19 protein-coding genes are annotated in these 18049 nt (G+C 45.7%); 10 read left to right on the top strand and 9 right to left on the bottom strand.

The features are described 5' to 3' along the window. Positions 1-139 precede the first annotated feature (139 nt). Positions 140-703, top strand: a complete 564-nt coding sequence (ahpC, locus tag KNO75_RS10860; RefSeq protein WP_015880295.1) for an alkyl hydroperoxide reductase subunit C — start codon at positions 140-142, stop codon at positions 701-703. Positions 704-714: 11 nt separating this feature from the next. Then, on the top strand, positions 715-2238 hold the full coding sequence (gene ahpF / locus KNO75_RS10855) for an alkyl hydroperoxide reductase subunit F (RefSeq protein ID WP_214795874.1): 1524 nt from the start codon (positions 715-717) through the stop codon (positions 2236-2238). 38 nt (positions 2239-2276) lie between these two features. Here ahpF and KNO75_RS10850 read toward each other — a convergent pair whose 3' ends face one another. Further along, the gene (locus KNO75_RS10850) at positions 2277-2678 is read right to left on the bottom strand and encodes a hypothetical protein (protein ID WP_214795872.1); all 402 of its coding nucleotides are present in this window, start codon (positions 2676-2678) and stop codon (positions 2277-2279) included. Between the two features lie 128 nt (positions 2679-2806). Here KNO75_RS10850 and KNO75_RS10845 point away from each other — a divergent pair, with 128 nt between their 5' ends. The 3 genes from KNO75_RS10845 to KNO75_RS10835 all read left to right on the top strand — a co-directional run bounded on the left by KNO75_RS10845 (position 2807) and on the right by KNO75_RS10835 (position 5018). Then, entirely contained in the window at positions 2807-3154 is a 348-nt protein-coding gene (locus KNO75_RS10845; protein ID WP_214790047.1) for a PadR family transcriptional regulator, read from the top strand. Further along, the gene (locus tag KNO75_RS10840; protein WP_214821953.1) at positions 3141-4103 is read left to right on the top strand and encodes an HAAS signaling domain-containing protein; all 963 of its coding nucleotides are present in this window, start codon (positions 3141-3143) and stop codon (positions 4101-4103) included. The genes KNO75_RS10845 and KNO75_RS10840 overlap by 14 nt, the downstream gene beginning before the upstream one ends. Positions 4104-4181: 78 nt before the next feature. Continuing rightward, entirely contained in the window at positions 4182-5018 is an 837-nt protein-coding gene (locus tag KNO75_RS10835; protein ID WP_214821952.1) for an aldo/keto reductase, read from the top strand. 31 nt (positions 5019-5049) lie between these two features. Here the strand turns inward: KNO75_RS10835 and KNO75_RS10830 are convergent, their stop codons facing one another. The 4 genes from KNO75_RS10830 to KNO75_RS10815 form a co-directional block, all read right to left on the bottom strand. Then, a complete protein-coding gene (locus KNO75_RS10830) occupies positions 5050-5865 on the bottom strand; it encodes a MetQ/NlpA family ABC transporter substrate-binding protein (protein WP_214795866.1) in 816 nt (271 codons plus the stop codon). 20 nt (positions 5866-5885) lie between these two features. Next, a complete protein-coding gene (locus KNO75_RS10825) occupies positions 5886-6548 on the bottom strand; it encodes a methionine ABC transporter permease (RefSeq protein WP_214790040.1) in 663 nt (220 codons plus the stop codon). After that, a complete protein-coding gene (locus KNO75_RS10820; RefSeq protein WP_214818105.1) occupies positions 6541-7287 on the bottom strand; it encodes a methionine ABC transporter ATP-binding protein in 747 nt (248 codons plus the stop codon). The genes KNO75_RS10825 and KNO75_RS10820 overlap by 8 nt, the downstream gene beginning before the upstream one ends. A 109-nt stretch (positions 7288-7396) precedes the next feature. After that, positions 7397-8137 (bottom strand): hypothetical protein, encoded by a 741-nt coding sequence (locus tag KNO75_RS10815; protein WP_214821951.1) that lies wholly within the window; start codon positions 8135-8137, stop codon positions 7397-7399. A gap of 194 nt (positions 8138-8331) precedes the next feature. Between KNO75_RS10815 and adhP the strand changes: the two genes are divergently transcribed. The 4 genes from adhP (at position 8332) to KNO75_RS10795 (ending at position 11565) form a co-directional block, all read left to right on the top strand. Next, positions 8332-9363 (top strand): alcohol dehydrogenase AdhP, encoded by a 1032-nt coding sequence (gene adhP, locus KNO75_RS10810; RefSeq protein ID WP_214818111.1) that lies wholly within the window; start codon positions 8332-8334, stop codon positions 9361-9363. Positions 9364-9475: 112 nt separating this feature from the next. Further along, positions 9476-9901, top strand: a complete 426-nt coding sequence (locus KNO75_RS10805) for a MarR family winged helix-turn-helix transcriptional regulator (RefSeq protein WP_214821950.1) — start codon at positions 9476-9478, stop codon at positions 9899-9901. Positions 9902-10009: 108 nt separating this feature from the next. Next, on the top strand, positions 10010-10537 hold the full coding sequence (locus KNO75_RS10800; protein ID WP_260569981.1) for a CarD family transcriptional regulator: 528 nt from the start codon (positions 10010-10012) through the stop codon (positions 10535-10537). A 113-nt stretch (positions 10538-10650) separates the two neighbouring features. Next, entirely contained in the window at positions 10651-11565 is a 915-nt protein-coding gene (locus tag KNO75_RS10795; RefSeq protein ID WP_214818115.1) for a methyl-accepting chemotaxis protein, read from the top strand. A gap of 61 nt (positions 11566-11626) precedes the next feature. Here the strand turns inward: KNO75_RS10795 and KNO75_RS10790 are convergent, their stop codons facing one another. The 3 genes from KNO75_RS10790 to KNO75_RS10780 form a co-directional block, all read right to left on the bottom strand. Further along, positions 11627-12325 carry a hypothetical protein gene (locus KNO75_RS10790; protein WP_214821949.1) on the bottom strand — a complete coding sequence of 233 codons (699 nt, stop codon included), beginning with the start codon at positions 12323-12325 and terminating at the stop codon, positions 11627-11629. A 13-nt stretch (positions 12326-12338) separates the two neighbouring features. After that, entirely contained in the window at positions 12339-12701 is a 363-nt protein-coding gene (locus tag KNO75_RS10785) for a hypothetical protein (protein WP_214821947.1), read from the bottom strand. Between the two features lie 240 nt (positions 12702-12941). After that, on the bottom strand, positions 12942-14441 hold the full coding sequence (locus tag KNO75_RS10780; RefSeq protein ID WP_214821932.1) for a malate:quinone oxidoreductase: 1500 nt from the start codon (positions 14439-14441) through the stop codon (positions 12942-12944). A gap of 218 nt (positions 14442-14659) precedes the next feature. On the opposite strand from KNO75_RS10780, the gene KNO75_RS10775 reads away from it, so the two are divergent. After that, positions 14660-15073, top strand: a complete 414-nt coding sequence (locus KNO75_RS10775; protein ID WP_214821930.1) for a (deoxy)nucleoside triphosphate pyrophosphohydrolase — start codon at positions 14660-14662, stop codon at positions 15071-15073. Positions 15074-15091: 18 nt separating this feature from the next. On the opposite strand, the gene KNO75_RS10770 is transcribed toward KNO75_RS10775, so the two are convergent. Further along, complete coding sequence (locus KNO75_RS10770) at positions 15092-17971, bottom strand: DEAD/DEAH box helicase (RefSeq protein ID WP_214821927.1); 2880 nt, start codon at positions 17969-17971, stop codon at positions 15092-15094. Positions 17972-18049: the final 78 nt, after the last annotated feature.

Raw genomic sequence — 18049 nt, 5'->3', positions numbered from 1 at the left:
ATCCATTGATATTCCTAATACTTCAACAGCATGCAAACGCCTTGACAATTCTAGCTCGTTATATGAAGTTAGTATTACATTATAATTATTCTAGTCGAGATAGAAACGCTAGAGTAAAAAAACAAGGAGGACATAACCCATGTCATTAATCGGCAAAGAAGTACTACCATTCAAAGCACAAGCATTCCAAACAGGTGAATTCCTCGAAGTTACAGAGAACGATCTCAAAGGCAAATGGAGCGTTGTCTGCTTCTACCCAGCTGACTTCACATTCGTCTGCCCAACTGAACTCGAAGACCTTCAAAACGAGTACGCTACACTCAAAAACCTCGGTGTAGAAGTTTACTCTGTCTCAACAGACACACACTTCACACATAAAGCTTGGCACGAAACATCTGAGAAAATCGGAAAAATCGAGTACATCATGATCGGTGACCCATCACACGTCATCTCGCGCAACTTCGACGTCTTGAACGAAGAAGATGGCCTTGCAGACCGTGGTACGTTCATCATCGACCCAGACGGTGTCATCCAAACTGTCGAGATCAACGCTGGCGGCATCGGCCGTGACGCGAGCACGCTCGTCAACAAAGTCAAAGCAGCACAATACGTACGCAACAATCCAGGCGAAGTCTGCCCAGCGAAATGGGAAGAGGGTTCTGAAACACTCCGCCCAAGCCTTGACCTCGTCGGTAAATTGTAAGGAGCGATTGCATGTTAGAAGCAGCGATTAAACAACAGCTCGACCAATATCTCCAGCTCATGGAGGGCGATGTCGTCCTCCGTGTGAGCGCTGGGGAAGACAAAGTCTCAAACGAGATGCTCGAGCTCGTCAACGAACTCGCCAGCATGTCATCACGCATCTCGGTCGAACGCGCGACACTCGAGCGTACACCGAGCTTCAGCGTGAATCGTCCATCTGAAGAGACAGGAATCGTCTTTGCGGGGATTCCACTCGGACATGAGTTCACATCACTCGTCCTCGCCCTCCTCCAAGTGAGTGGGCGCGCACCGAAAGTCGATGCGGACACGATCAAACAAATTCAAAACATCGAAGGCACGTATCACTTTGAGTCATACATCAGCCTCAGCTGCCACAACTGTCCTGACGTCGTACAAGCGCTAAACGTCATGAGCGTCCTCAACCCGAACATCACCCACACGATGATCGACGGAGCCGCGTTCAAGGATGAAGTGGAAGCGAAAGAGATCATGGCTGTCCCGACAGTCTTCTTAAACGGAGAATCGTTCGGGAACGGTCGGATGTCACTCGAAGAGATCTTATCGAAACTCGGCACAGGTCCTGACGCCTCTGCGTTCTCGGACAAAGACCCGTACGACGTCCTCGTCGTCGGTGGCGGTCCGGCTGGTGCGAGTGCTGCCGTATACGCGGCTCGTAAAGGAATCCGTACCGGAATCATCGCGGAGCGCTTCGGTGGCCAAGTGATGGACACGATGGGCATCGAGAACTTTATCGGTACCGCTTATACAGAAGGTCCAAAACTCGTCGCTAGCCTAGAAGAGCACGTCAAAGAGTACGGCATCGACGTCATGAACCTCCAACGCGCGAAGCGTCTTGAGAAAAATGACCTCGTCGAGATCGAACTCGAGAACGGCGCTGTCTTGAAGAGTAAGAGTGTCATCCTCTCAACCGGTGCACGCTGGCGTAACGTCAACGTCCCAGGTGAGGCAGAGTTCAAAAACAAAGGTGTCGCTTACTGCCCGCACTGTGACGGTCCTCTTTTCGAAGGGAAACGTGTCGCGGTCATCGGTGGCGGTAACTCTGGGATTGAAGCGGCCATCGACCTCGCTGGTATCGTCAAACACGTGACGGTCCTCGAGTTCGCTTCTGAGCTCAAGGCCGACCAAGTGCTTCAAGACCGACTTCACAGCCTCCCGAACGTGACTGTCATCACGAACGCTCAGACGACAGAAATCACGGGTACGGACAAAGTGAACGGGATCTCGTATGTGTCTCGTGAGACAAACGAGTCACATCATGTCGAACTTGAAGGCGTCTTCGTCCAAATCGGTCTCGTCCCGAACACGGACTGGCTCGACTCGGTCGAACGCAACAACTTCGGGGAAATCGTCGTCGACCGTCATGGCGCGACGAACGTCCCAGGTGTGTTCGCTGCAGGAGACTGCACGAACAGCGCCTACAAACAAATCATCATCTCGATGGGTTCTGGTGCGACAGCCGCACTCGGCGCCTTCGACTATATGATTCGCAACTAACAAAAAGACTCGCACTCATCATAGAGGGCGAGTCTTTTTTACAGTTCAAATGTTTTCCCCGAATCCGGGATGAATAAGATCGATTCCCCTCTCCTCGTCTCAAACCGATAGCCTACCCGAGGCGTGAATGGGTTCCATTCTGCCCCGGTCGTCGGTACGCTTTCCATGTACGTCACGTCATCGTACGTTTTATTCAACGTCTCTTTCGCTTCCGCTACCGAATAACCCGGTACGGATAACACGATTCCAATGCTTACGCTGATCACCCCAAACAACACAACCCAACGAGTCGACGTTGGCTTTCGAAACTGGGCCAAGACCAAGATTGTGATCATCCATCCGATTGGCACTCCAAATGTCGCCGCATTCCCATACCACTGCGCATTGATGATCAACAAACTGACCATCACCATACTTCCAACCATCCACCACCACTTCATGAACATCACCTCTTCTTCATTATCCCAAAATCAGGAAATGACTCAACATCTTTTATTCGCATTGATGTATGATAACTTATAGTGTATGATATACAGTATAAAGAAGAACGAATGAAGGAGGCGAAGAAATGTCCGATGTAAAAGCCTCGTTAGTGACAGAATTGCGGCGCGGCACGTTGACGATTGCAGTGCTCAGTCAGTTGAAGACGCCACAGTATGGCTACTCGCTCGTCCAGGCGTTACTTGATGCCGAGATCAACATCGATCAGAGTACGCTCTATCCGCTCTTGCGTCGACTTGAAAAGCAAGGACTCGTCACGAGTTCCTGGGATACGACGGAGAGTCGACCACGCAAGTACTATGTGCTCAGTAGGGACGGAATGGATATTTTGAATGAGTTGTATGTGGAATGGATGAACATGTCGAAGACGTTAACCCGTTTAATCGAAGGAGGAAATGATCATGAATCTTCGTGATGTGTATATCGATGAAGTCACCTCTCGAATACCAGAGTCGATGCGTCAAGACGTCGCACTGGAATTGGAGTCGACCATCGATGACATGACCGGAAATGACCCGTCTGAAACGGCTTTATTTGAAGCGTTGCGCCAGCTCGGCGACCCTCATGTTCTCGCTGCTCGCTATGCGAACCGACCGCTCTATCTCATCGGCCCCGCCCTCTTCACACAGTATGTGAACATCATCAAGATCGTCTTACCGATTGCCGTCACGGTCATCACGATTCTCTCGATTATCGGTTATTTGACCAACCCAATTGATGATACGTCTTGGAGTCAATTCTTGATTCAAGCATTCCTTCAAATCGTAGCCGCCATCTTCAACGTCGTTGTCCAGACGCTATTTTGGATCACCCTCACATTCTTCATCATCGAACGCGCCGTACCTGAGGGCGAAGTCCCCTTCTCTAGTTGGAAACCTGAGCAACTCAAGAAAGTGAAACCCCGTTCGACCTCAATCTCTTTTGGTTCGATCCTGTTTGATGTTGTCGCCACCGTTTTGATGGTCGTATTATACGTCAACGCCGAAAAGTTGATTCGCGTCGTCACGGATGGCGAATCCTACCCGCTACTCAATTCGTCGGTCTTGGATCGATTCTTACCACTCGTCATCGCTTTGGCCGCCTTCGGTATCGCCATCGCCATTTACAAATGGATCGTACGACATTGGACGAAGCCGCTCGCCTTATGGAACGCGCTCTTCAATATCGTGTGGATTGTCGTCACGGCGCTCATTTTACTGCAACCTGATTTGATTTCTTCTAATGCCCTCTCATTGATTGCTGAGCAAATCAACATCGATATCGGAACGATTAGTCGTTGGGGTGTATGGGGTGTCTTACTCACCATCATCATCGTATGTATCCTTGATTTGGTCGAAGGTTTGATTAAAGCGTTTCGTCGTTGACCTCACATTCAAACGTTTCATTTCCGAGGAAAGTGGAATAGCGGAGAAGAGAACGGATTTTGAATTGGGAGGCATTTGATGGGTATTCCAACAATCAAGTTACATGACGGTTATGAGATTCCGGCGATTGGGCTCGGGACGGTTTATTTGAAAGGCGAGGCAGGCGTCGACGCAATGACGTGCGCGATCCGAACCGGGTATCGACTCATCGATTCGGCGATTCGTTACGATAATGAAGGTGCTGTCGGTGAAGCGGTTCGCCAATCCGGCATCCCGCGCGAGCAGCTTTTCTTAACATCAAAATTGCGCGCGCAATATTATGACTATGACCAGGCACTCGAGATGATTCGGGAGTCCCTGTATCGGGCAAACCTCGATTATTGGGATTTGTTCCTCTTGCATTGGCCAAATCCGAAGCAAGACAAGTACGTCGAGGCATGGCGCGCCTTGATTCAGGCAAAGAAAAACGGATGGATTCGCTCCATCGGGGTCTCGAACTTTATGCCGGAGCACCTTGACCGCTTGATTGAAGAGACCGGAGAGACACCGGTCATCAACCAAATCGAGCTACACCCGTACTTCTCGCAAGTCGAGCAACGTCAAGCCGACAAGGAGCGTGGTATCATCACAGAGGCGTGGAGCCCGCTCAGTCGCGCTCGCACGGTCATCCATGACGAGAAGATCACCGAGCTCGCCAAACAAAAAGGAAAGAGCGTGTCTCAAGTCATCTTGCGTTGGCACGTGCAACTTGGTGTCATCCCGCTCGCCCGCTCGTCTAGTGAGTTGCACCAAAAAGAGAATCTCGATATCTTCAACTTCGAATTGACAGATAAAGAGATGGAGACGCTTAATGCGTTGACGAAGCCAGATGGTCGCATCGATGACCAAGACCCGCGAGAATACGAAGAATACTAAAAAAGATTGAGCCGACGAGGCTCAATCTTTTTTATTCAAACGCTGGAATCGCTGTTTCTGCATAGTTTTCTTCTAAGAATGCACGGACTTCGTCACTCGTGAGCGCCTCACCGAGTTTTTGGATGGCTTCGTCATCCTGGTTGTCCTCACGTGCGACGAGCGTGATCGCGAAGTCGTTCTCGACACCTTCTGTTAGGAGTGCGTCACTCTTCGGCGTCAAACCGAGCGGTGCCGCGTAAGCCGGTGTCATCAAGACAGCGTCGACATCATCGTACGCACGAGCGAGCATCAAGAGGTCGACCTCTTCAAACTTGTAGTTTTTCGGATTCGATGTGATATCCGCTTGTGTGTAGTACGTGCCTTCTTTCTCCCCGAGCTCGATCACGTCATGCTGTGCGAGAAGAGAGAGCGAACGGTCAATGTTCGATACGTCGTTAGCGATAGCGATTGTCGCGCCTTCCGGGATGTCTTCCATGTTGTCGTAGTTTTTCGCGTATACACCGTAGTTCGCGAAGTAAATTGGTTCGATCGGAACGAGATTCGCATCGTTGCTACGATTGAACTCTTCCATGTACGGAACGTGTTGGAAGAAGTTCGCATCGACTTCTTTCGCCGCAAGTGCCGAGTTCGGTTGGACATTGTCTCCGAGGACAACGATTTCGAGTTCGATGTTTTCTTCTGCGAGCTGTTCTTTTGCGATTTCAAGCATATCTGTCATCGGTGGGATGAGTGATGCGACTTTCAATGTCTGTGGTTCGTTCGATTGCTCCGTTTGTGTTTCTGTATCGTTCCCGCATGCTGCGAGGACGAGTGTGAGTGAGGCAAAAAGTGCCATCAATTTTTTCATGTTCATTTCCTACTTTCTGTTTAGCGTTTGTCGATGATTCGTGCCACGGTCGTGCCCGTGAATTGGATCAGCTGCACGAAGACGAGCATGATGAGAATCATATAGAGCATGAGTTCTGTCTGAAATTGCTGATACCCGTAACGGATGGCAAAGTCACCGATGCCACCGCCCCCGACGACCCCCATGATTGTCGAGTACGAGATAAAGCTGATGATGGATGTCGTCAATCCGAGGACGAGACCGGATCTGGCTTCGACGTAAAGAAACTTGAAGATGATGTCTTTCACCGATGCCCCCATCGAGAGCGCCGCTTCAACGACACCGCGCGGAACATCAATCAATGACTGTTCGACGAGGCGCGCATAATGCGCGATGGCAATGATGGAGAGCGGTACGGTCGCTGCCGCTGTACCGATGGCCGTCCCGATGATCAGCCGTGTAAATGGAATCAAAAACACGACGAGTAACAAGAACGGGAATGACCGGACGATGTTCACGACCAAGTTGAGGACGGAGAAGACGATTTGGTTCTCTAACAGCTGTCCTTTACGTGAGAGGTAAAGCCACGTACCTAATGGCAGTCCGACCAAGATGGCGGCGAGGATGGATACCCCGACCATAATGAACGTCTCAGCGATGGACTGCCAAATTTCAGACTGATAGCGTAACAAGATCTCAGGCATCCGGTTCGCCCTCCTTCCGTAGCTGTTCGACGAACCAACTTGGATTCTGATCGATGGCAACTACGCCTGTCGGTTCCTGTTCAATCGTCTCATGAACGGCTCCGTCTGCCATGACGGTGACACGATGACAGATTTGACGAATGACATCCATCTCGTGCGTGACTAGGACGATGGTGACACCGAGTTGTTCGTTGACCGATTGCAAGACACGAAGTACTTCTGCCGTCGTATTCGGGTCGAGGGAGGACGTCGGTTCATCGCAGAGAAGGACATTCGGCTCACTTGCGAGTGCCCGAGCGATGGCGACACGTTGCTTCTGTCCCCCACTTAATTGCGCAGGATATTTATCTCGATACGCTTCAAGTCCGACAAACCGGAGACATTCCATCACACGTGCCTCCCATGACGCCTTCGGTCGTTTCGCGAGCTTCAATGAGTCGAGGACGTTATCAAAAACGGTCTTGTTGGCGACAAGATTAAATTGTTGAAAAATCATACCGATCCGATGTCGCTTCTTGCGTAGTTCCCGATTGGAGAGTTCGGTCAATTGGTCGCCATCGACTGTGACACTTCCACTATCGGGTCGTTCTAATACATTCATCAATCGAAGAAGCGTTGACTTGCCGGCACCACTTGCGCCGATGATGCCATAAATCTCACCTTTTCGAATGTGAAGCGATACATCGCGAACGGCCATCTCTTGTCCATAACGCTTATGGACGGACGACAATGTGATCATGGCGGACATCCTTTCTACATCTCGTGAGTGAGTCAACCGTTTACCATTTTAGCGAAGTAAAGAGTCGCTGTCAGGTCATGTGCTCACATGAAAAGAACCGCACTGCGGTTCAGAGTGGATGTCGCTTGAAATGTTCGGCGATGTGTCGTTTCATGGCATCTCGATTTTCGGCGAAGATGCGATGACGATGACCATTTCCACCAGAGGGGTGTGGGAACCCGCTCACAACGCGATCCTGATTCAAGAGACCGCGCTCCACCAACAATTCCACGGCTCGCCTCACATTTACGCCCATCGGTAAAATAAGTGCGTCTTGAAGATGTGCCATCTCTTCAGCGAAGGTTCCTTCCACATACGGTCGAAACAGGTCCGTTCGAATCATATCCGGGCTCGACCCGTTATAGTTCTTCCCTTTATAAAAGACCGGATAAGGAAGTACCGCCGTATTTTGTACGAGATGGTTCGCTGATCCGAACAAATCAAGGGAGGACCCGATTCCTAAATGACGATGCAAATCTAAATCATCCAGCATCGTCACCAAGTTCTTTCGAATTGGACCGGAAAAACTGCCACGTTGTTTGACGGCTCGAAGCGCCTCTTCGTCTGTCGCATCCTTCAAGTCGCGAATCGCCTCGAACGACTGACGCATCTGATACAAGCCTGGCGTGATACCCGCGATGACGACTTTCGCATCCGGGTTGATGTATTCGAACGGCGCGTAATAGATGTCGAGTTGTTTCTTTTCATCACGGTCTAACAAAAACGGTTCACTTTTTAACGTCTCTTCCTCCAAATTCGATAACTGCAAAATTTTCGATTTATATGTGTGGAATAACTCTGTTCGCGTCATATAAATGTGACTCCTTTCATTTGCTTCTTCCATTTCTATTTCCCTAAATCTTCATGTGACAAAAGTTCATCTCGTAGACACATGCTATACAAAAATAAATCGCTTTCATTCCATTTTTTGTGATATTCTGACGGTGTGATTCAGAGTGCTGTTTCGGCAGAGTCGCTAAATTCTCACAAGGAGTGTGTTCAAACATGAAAGCAGTCGTTGTCAATTCAACAAGCAAAGCCAACATCGAAGTCGTCGAAAAAGAAATTCGTCCATTACAGGCGGGTGAGGCGCTTGTCGATGTCGAGTACTGTGGCGTGTGTCACACGGACCTTCACGTCGCGGCTGGTGACTTCGGCGATGTGCAAGGACGCGTGCTCGGTCATGAAGGGATCGGGATTGTGTCTCAAATCGCGGACGATGTCACGAGCCTAAAAGTCGGGGACCGTGTCAGCATCGCCTGGATGTATCATGCATGTGGTCGCTGTGAATATTGCACGACGGGACGCGAGACGTTCTGCCGAAACGTTCAAAATGCCGGCTATAGTGTGGACGGAGGCATGGCCGAACAAAGTATCGTCGTAGCCGATTATGCCGTCAAAGTGCCGGAGGGCTTGGATCCTGCACAAGCATCGAGCATCACGTGTGCCGGTGTCACGACGTATAAGGCGATCAAAGTGGCAGACGTGAAGCCTGGAGAGACAGTCGTCATCTACGGATGTGGTGGTCTCGGGAACTTGGCCATCCAATATGCGAAACATGTCTTCAACGCGCACGTCATCGCCGTCGATTTGAACGATGATAAGCTTGAACTCGCCAAAGAGAGTGGTGCCGATCTAACCATCAATCCATCGACCGAGGGAGATGCGTCCGACATCGTTCAAGAGAAGTTTGGTGGAGCACACGCCGCGGTCGTCACTGCTGTCTCAAAAGTCGCCTTCAACTCAGCCGTCAACGCGGTACGTGCTTGCGGGAAAGTGGTCGCGGTTGGTCTTCCTTCCGAAACGATGGACTTGAACATCCCTCGTCTCGTGCTTGATGGAATCGAAGTCGTCGGCTCGCTCGTCGGGACACGAAAAGATTTAGAGGAGGCTTTCCAATTCGGGGCCGAGGGACTCGTCGTCCCAGTCGTCCATAAACGCTGCCTTCACGAGGTTCAAGACGTGTTCGAAGAAATGGAGCAAGGGAAAATTCAAGGGCGGATGGTCATCGATTTCAAAAATAAAGACTGTCAGTAAAAAACGAGGCCACGTGCCTCGTTTTGTTCTAGATTGACGTTGACGGGGTATAGTTGCTTTTGTATAGTTAGGAACGTCTAAAAACCTGGAAACGAAAGAGGAGTGACTTGATTTGACTCCATCAACGTCAACCCGTCTACTTGATTTACTCACAGAACGAAACGATCAAGTTCGACGCATGAGTGAACAATCCTGGAATGAGCAGAGTGACATCCACATCTCAAACTCGGAATGGTACATTCTCGCTACACTTTATCAATCAAAAACGACCATCGCCGAGGTCACACGAAGTGTCCACATCTCTCGGCAAGCGATTCATAAACTGATTAAGAACTTGGAAGGAAAAGCACTCGTTCTCGTGACGGACCATCCACAAAATCGAAAGGACAAATGTATCGAGCTGACAACACTCGGTCATACTTGTTATGAACAGAACGAGACGCTCAAAGCGCAACTCGAGCAACGGATTCAAGAAGGCATCGGACAAGAGGCGTTCGATCAACTGAAAACCATTCTACGGATGGACTGGAAACTATAATCGCGTCGGGTTAAACTCGCCGCGATTTTTATATGCATACATTTCACTAAACGTCAACCTAGTTGACATTTCACCTTCTGAATGACTATGCTTATAGATAAGGAAGAGGTGATCGACTTGTTTAAAGCTGGAGACTTAATCATCTACTCGACCCATGGCGTATGTCGGATCGACGACATTTCGGACAAAACGGTCGCAGGAGAAACGAAATCGTACTATACGCTTCACCCGATCAACAACTCACAGAAATTACAGATCAGTATTCCGGTCGATAATGACAATGTGATGATGTTGACGTTGCTCGAAGCAGACGAAGCATTAGAAATTTTAGAGTCGTTCCGTTCGCCTGGCGTTGAATGGAATCCACATTCGAACAACCGGAATCGGGAATTTTTAAATGTCGTCCATTCAGGAAATCGTCACGACATCGCTCAAGTCGTCAATACACTGAGCCGTCGACACATCGAAGCGCTCCACGCCAACAAGAAGCTATACGAACAAGATCGTAAGATTCTAGAGAACGCCAAAACCATTTTGGTGAAAGAAATCTCACTTGCTCTCAATCGTTCAGAAAGCGACATTGAGCGCAACATATCTGAATACTTACATGAAAGCATGGCGACACTCACACCTTGACCCCTTCCCCGCGGAAGCGGTCTTTTTTTGTTCTGTCACAATAATATACTTATTTTTACAATTATGGGGTATCCTAATAAAAATAACTCAAATGATATAGGGAGGATGTTAGGATGCAACTGCACTCTAGTACGACCCATGTCACCGATACGCATGTTGTCCGGGCCATCGAAAATAATTTAGCCATCATTCGTTTTGATGAAAATCGCCGCGTCGCCTACGTCAATGAGATTTTCGCAAGAACGATGGGCTACGAAGTCAATGAACTGATAGGACGCCCCCATCGCGATCTTTGCTTGCCTGAGTTTGCGAACAGTCCCCAGTACGAACTGTTTTGGCGGAAACTGATGCAAGGGTTAAGCTATCACGACAAAATCGAACGACGTGCCGCCGATGGCCATAGTATTTGGCTAGAGGCGACTTATATGCCGATTTTCGATGACACGAACCAGCGTGTTATCGGTGTCTCTAAGATTGCAGCCGACATCACGTCTCGTCAACAGGATGTTCTCCACATGGCAAATGACCTTCAAGAAACATCGGAGTATTTATCCGCTCAGTCTAAGCTAGGAAAGCAGGACGGGGAACATGTGCTAGAGAACGTTAAACAAATCGAAGCCGAATCGATTCAAAATCGGGAGCACTTGCTTGCACTCCAACAAGAGGCAAAGACGATTACAGACATCGTCCGGACGATTCGCGAAATTGCTGCTCAAACCAACCTGCTCGCTCTCAATGCAGCCATCGAGGCGGCACGCGCAGGTGAACATGGACGGGGGTTCAATGTCGTCGCAACGGAAGTACGCAACCTGTCGAATAAAGTATCCCTCTCCATTACGGAAGTGAATACCAACATCGAAGGGATTGTCAAACGCATCGATGACGTGTCGACGAGCATTGGGCGCATCTCTCATAAAGTCCAAGACAGCTCCGGACAACTCGAGCAGACGGTGCGGGAGTTCGAAAAATTAGCCGATTCAGCCGCCACGCTCGAGCAACAGGCGAAGACGTTTCTTAAAATGGTGTAACGCTAAAAACCGTTCAATTGAAGCAGAGACAACACGTCTTGCTTCAATTGAACGGTTTTTGTCATCTTTCTTTAAACTGGTTCAATACATCATCTCTTAACTTTTGAAACGCGTTTCCCTTCCGTCCATAGTATTTCAAGTGTTTGGTGCAAAATACGACACCTGTCGCACCACAAGGATAGGTAATCGGAATGGGACCAAGGTCAATCCAATCTTGAAGGCGATACGAGCGATTGTACTCGAACGGAAAAAGGATCTCTTCAGATTCTAACCATTTCATCAAATCACGTGTCGCATCCAGACTATGCACGACGACGACAGGCGGGGTATGCTCAAGCATCAGTTTGCGAAACCATTCCTGACCAGCTTCTCTAATTTGAGGCGGCATCGTCTTTAGTTGTTTCGCATTGCTCGTCGGATATGCATTGATATTCGTCTCCAGCACTTCAATCTTCCCATTCGACTTCGTTTCTAAATGTTCCACCAGATGATTTAGTCCGATTCTCGTTTTTGAAAAGGGTTTCTTTCCTTTTTGTACGTTTTTCTGCTGAATGAACGTTAAAAACGATTTTCTGTCCGTTATTAAATCGATGTATCGATTGACATCACAATTTACATCTGTTTTCAAAATCGAAGTAGCTGGGTTGATTCCAACTACAAAGACATTCGGTTTCGACCATTTGTATTTACTGACAAACGGTCGCAAATATTCTTTCGTAGTGACGCCCTCCACAAACTCTTTCAACTCGTTTTGATTCAAGAGACATCGCTCCTTATTTATCTTCAATCTGTAGCGATTCTGCCGACGCCGTATTCGTGATTTTATGATACTGCTCAAATTCATCTGTCACTTCTTCTAGATATTCAGGACCGACGAACAACACATTTGTTCCCTTCTCGACCAATACGAGCGGATACCCTTTAAATGTGACCGCATCTATTACATCCTGAACTTTCGACAGAATCAATGTATCCTGTGTAGGATGAAACAACCTCACTTCGTGAAGGTCGAGCCATTTCAACACACGTTTGAGATCCCATTCTCCATCTAACGCTATGGAGACGAGGATATAGTGATCGTCCTGACGCATCAGCACAGCAAAACAATCAGCGAGTTGAATCGACTCTGTCTTCAATTCCGTTGCATACTCCTCATAGTTTGGAATGATACAATACTCAAAGTGATCATCGTATGTTCGCAGATGCTTTAAGTAATGTGCATATTTTTTCTGCTCCCACTTACTCAGTTTAATCGGATCGATGACGTATCCCTCCTTTTCATATTCCTATTTTTGTAAATACCCATTTTTTTTCGTCTCCTTTTACAGTCCCAAAAGAAAAAGCGAGCATACGATTGTATACTCGCCTCATCCTCTTCAGTTGTGGACCATATCCTTTTCTTCTAAACCGAGCGTGACCGCTGTCGATTCATGAATCGTCTTGAATAGGTCAGGATGTTCCGAAAGCTTCAAGCCATAAGACGGAACCATCTCTTTGATTTTCTCTTCCCATTCCGGTAACTGTTGCGGGAAGCACTGTTCGAGTACTTTCAACATGACGTGAACGGCAGTCGATGCACCTGGAGAAGCACCGAGAAGTGCCGCGACCGATCCATCTTCCGCGCTGACGACTTCTGTACCGAATTGAAGCGTCCCTTTGCCTTGCGGTGTATCTTTAATGACCTGAACCCGTTGTCCGGCCACGACAATCTCCCAATCTTCATTCTTAGCATTCGGAATGAATTCACGAAGTTCATCCATGCGCTTGTCGTGTGACAAGAGTACCTGCTCGATCAAGTATTTCGTGAGTGGCATCTCTTTTGCCCCTGCCGCAAGCATCGTGATGACGTTGTTCGGTTTGACTGAACGAATCAAATCTAAATTCGAACCTGTTTTCAAGAATTTCGGTGTAAAGCCGGCGAACGGTCCAAACAACAACTCTTTTCGTCCATCGATAAAGCGCGTATCGAGGTGCGGTACCGACATCGGTGGTGCCCCAACTTTCGCCTTCCCGTAGACTTTCGCATGATGTTGCTCGATGACCTCACGATTTTTACAGACGAGGAAGAGCCCACTGACCGGGAACCCACCGATTTGTTTCGACTCCGGGATTCCTGTTTTCTGTAAGAGTGGCAAACTTCCTCCTCCTCCTCCGATGAAGAGGAATGGTGCCGTATGCGTCTCAATTTTGTTCGCAGACAAGTCTTTCACTTTCACTTCCCAAAGACCGTTGTCGAGACGCTTGACGTCCTCGACGCTATGGCCGTAGTTGACCTCGACCCCGTTCGATGTGAGATGGTCAAACAACATACGTGTCAACGCACCAAAGTTCACATCCGTCCCCGAATCAATCTTCGTCGCGGCAATCGGTTCGTCCGATGTCCGTCCGTCCATGATGAGCGGGAACCATTCCCGTAACTGACTCGGATCGTCCGACAAGATCATGCCTTCAAACAGCGGATTCGTTGTGAGCGCTTCCAAACGGCGTTTCAAGAAGTCGACATTCTTCTCCCCTTGGACCATACTCATATGTGGAATCGAGCGAATGAAGGCACCTGGATTTTCAATCAATCCTTGTTTAACGAGATGCGCCCAAAATTGACGCGAGATTTGGAACTGTTCGTTGACGTTGACCGCTTTGGAAATGTCGATTGTCCCATCCGCGTTCTCCGTTGTATAGTTTAATTCGCACAGTGCGGCATGACCCGTACCTGCGTTGTTCCATTCGTTTGAACTTTCTTCCCCTGCTGCATCGAGTTTTTCGAACACTTTGATGTTCCACTCTGGTACGAGCTCTTTAAAGAGTGAACCGAGCGTCGCGCTCATGATGCCTGCCCCAATCAAAATGACGTCTGTTCTCGTTTGCGTACTGCTCATGAAAACCCCATCCTTATCCCCTGAATTTTTTTGTTATACAACCGGAGAATCCCCATTCTTCAATCGTATATTTTATAATCGTTATACCGATTATAACTCTTTTGTGATGAATGATAAGGGGTTTAGAGCGAAAAAATTCTTTAAGTGAAGCTTGAATTCATAATGAAATACGAATGTTATGATAGATATAGTCAAATTTCAAAAATGAGGGAGTACCAATGAAAAAAACAATAAAAGTAGTAGCAGCAGTTATCGAAAACGAAAATCAGGAAATTCTTTGTGCACTTCGTTCAACAACTATGCTCATTCCAAACATGTGGGAATTTCCCGGAGGAAAAGTCGAGGATGGAGAAAACTTACAAGAAGCACTCGAACGTGAAATTTTTGAAGAGCTGCAATGTGAAATTACTGCTCATGAAATTATTAATGAGCATATACACGAATACGAAACCTTCATTATTCAATTAGTTTCATTACGTGCAGAATTAAAATCAGGAACTCCTATAGCTACGGAACATGATGCATTAATCTGGTTAAAGCGTGAGAATTTACGTTCCCTTGTTTGGGCTCCAGCCGACATACCTGCAGTAAATGATGTGATCAATCAAATAACTAAAGCCGAGAACGTATAAATTACGCCTCGGCTTTTATTAATGAGTTTGCTCGTGTAAGTAATCATAGATTTGTTGATCGACACTCTCTCTCATTATTAAATTCATCGTGACTACAGGAAGTTCTTGACCATCTTTATTTAGCATCGTGGTATCTTTTATAGATTGTTGATCTGGTTTCACTTCACCTAAATAGTAAAAATCTCCGCCTTCATCGTCATCTTTTTTCACAAATAGGTGAATATCAATGTTTTCTTTCTCTGAATCAATAATTTTACGTACTTCTTCAGATTTTGTAGTTCTTCGACTTCGAGTATACCAATGAAATACCTCTGGACTAATAAAGGAATCACCATAATTAACACTTGCTTCCACATCTTCACTTTTATGATACGTTACAAATATAGGACATGTATGATGCTTAACTTTATAGCCATACATCGTAGATTGCTCTTCTTTTTCCCAATTTAATAATCGACATACATCTTTTCTCGTGTATTTTTCCAATCTCGTTAAAGGTTGTGTTTGATCATATCGTTTACTTCTTAGAATTGATGCCTCTAGTAAGTCGTTTAATAACTTAGCAAACCATTCGTTTTGTAACATAGATTGTATGTGTGAAGGTAATCGATACATGTCACGATCTAATTCAACATACGACTTATTACCATATTTCTTTCGATCTGCATCATTAAAAAAGCTTAATGATAATACATTCTCTACTGATTTAAGCGTTGTTTCATCTACTCGAACATGATGGTCATTTAGGTAGTTCATAAAATTGAGTTTGCTTATAGAGCGATCAGATGCCAAAAGTTTTAACAAATAAATCTCATGTATTCGTTTACCTGATAAAAGTTCTTGGGTTGCCATAAGTAAAATTTGCTCCTCCTCTTTCGAAAGAGAAGGAACTTCACTTTCAACAACTCTTAAAAAAGCACCATAATGTCCATTTTTAGTTGCTATAACAACTGGATCCATTGAATGATTTTCTATAAAGTCAGTCAACATTGGTTGTCTACCTAATCTATTTTTTAAGTTCTGATATGCTTCTTTTAGAGTTTTTAAATCTGTTAATCTTGCTTGGTTGATTGATTCATAAATTCGTTCTTTAGCAACTGCTTCAAAATTAATAGTTGATGTACCAGAAATATAGCTCCGATCGATTACTTTACGACGAATAGAGTCTTTATTTTGAGAGCGATCATCTGAGAGAGCAATTGGAATTAAGTAATTATTTTTATAGTTTGCGATAAAATCAATTACTGTTACGTAACGCTTAGATTTATGCTTTCGCAAACCTCTTCCTAATTGCTGAATAAAAATAATACTTGATTCAGTTTGTCGAAGCATTACAACTTGATTAATGCTCGGTATATCGATCCCTTCGTTAAATATATCCACAGTGAGAATATAGTCTAGTAATCCTTGTTCTAAATTATTTACTTCTTGCTTTCGTTTTGCTTGAGTATCATCCCCGGTTAAAGCACACGTTCTAAAACCTCGAGCATTAAGTTGCTCAGATAAATACATTGCTTCTTTTTTAGAGCTGCAGAACATTAGTCCTCGCAATGTTTCCCCCGAATAACCGTAGTATTTAATCTTTTCAATAATTCGGTCAATTCTTTCAGTTGATACAAGTTTTTGAAACACTTCAATTTCTTTTTGTTCCCCATCAATTTCAAGATCTGTTACCCCAAAATAATGGAACGGACATAGCATATTTTCTTCAAGTGCTTCTTGTAAACGAATTTCATATGCAATATTGTAATCAAATAGTCTGAATAAATCATATCCATCTGATCGTTCAGGAGTAGCAGTCATTCCAAGTAAGAACTTCGGGGTAAAATATTCTAATAACTTTTGATATGTATTTGCTCCGGCTCGATGACTTTCATCAATCAAGATATAATCAAAAGTTTCTCGTGCAAATTGATATAAAGTTTCATCTTTTGAAATGGTTTGAATCGTTGCAAAAACATATTTAGAATCAATTGCTCGACTTGTTCCTGACAAAATACCAAAATCTTCAATGTTCCCACCAATCACTTTATGAAAATCACTTATAGCTTTCTTCAGAATTTGTTCACGATGGACTACAAACAACATTCGCTTCGGTTCATATCGACGAACATCAAATGCAGCTAAATATGTTTTCCCAGTCCCCGTAGCTGATACAACAAGTGCGCGTTGATGACCTTGCTGTCGGACTGTTTCAATACCATCTAAAGCAGATCGCTGCATAGCATTCGGCTTAATTTCAAGGTCCCGCTTGACTTGATTAAAATCGTGCATACTTGGAAACTCAGCAACTCGATCTCTAACCATTGGACGATATACATTTTCATAAGCCTTAATCCATTCTAAGGTTAACGGAATCGATTCATTCCACATCGTTTCAAAACGATTGAAAAAGTGTTGAACAATTTCACCGTTCTCATGAGAAGTAAGTTTAATATTCCATTCATAGTTTGTTTTTAATGCTCCTGCAGTTAAGTTTGAACTACCAACTATCAATGAATAGTACTCTTCGTGTTGGAAAATATATCCTTTTGAGTGAAACGCATTCACATCTGCAATTCTTACGTCAACGTTCGAAATTTTCAAAAGTTCTTTAAACACTTTTGGCTGATTAAACAATTGGTATGTAGAAGTAATGATCTCGCCTCGGATATCTTTTTGATTCAAGTCGTATAATGTTGATTTAAGTGTTGCCAAACCCGATTCTGTAATGAACGCAACGGCAAATTGAAACTTTTTACAAATTTTCAATTCATCGAGTAACACAGTCAATACATCCTGTCTTTTAACTCGTTCGTTTACTAAAAGTTCTGGTTTGAATGGACTAGAGTGATGGTGATCTTTATCTACAAAACCAGTATAAAGAGAGCTTTCTAATTGTCTTTTAAAATGACTCATTGGTTCCTCCTACTTATCACTAAGTAAATTGAAATATATTCTATGATGTGAAATAGTTTTACATATATTTCATTATTG

The organism is Exiguobacterium sp. s35 (genome assembly GCF_018617535.1).
In the GTDB taxonomy this organism is placed as follows: Bacteria; Bacillota; Bacilli; order Exiguobacteriales; family Exiguobacteriaceae; genus Exiguobacterium; species Exiguobacterium aestuarii.
Note: the sequence above shows the minus strand (reverse complement) of the source record. Positions and strands in the feature narration are given on the sequence as shown.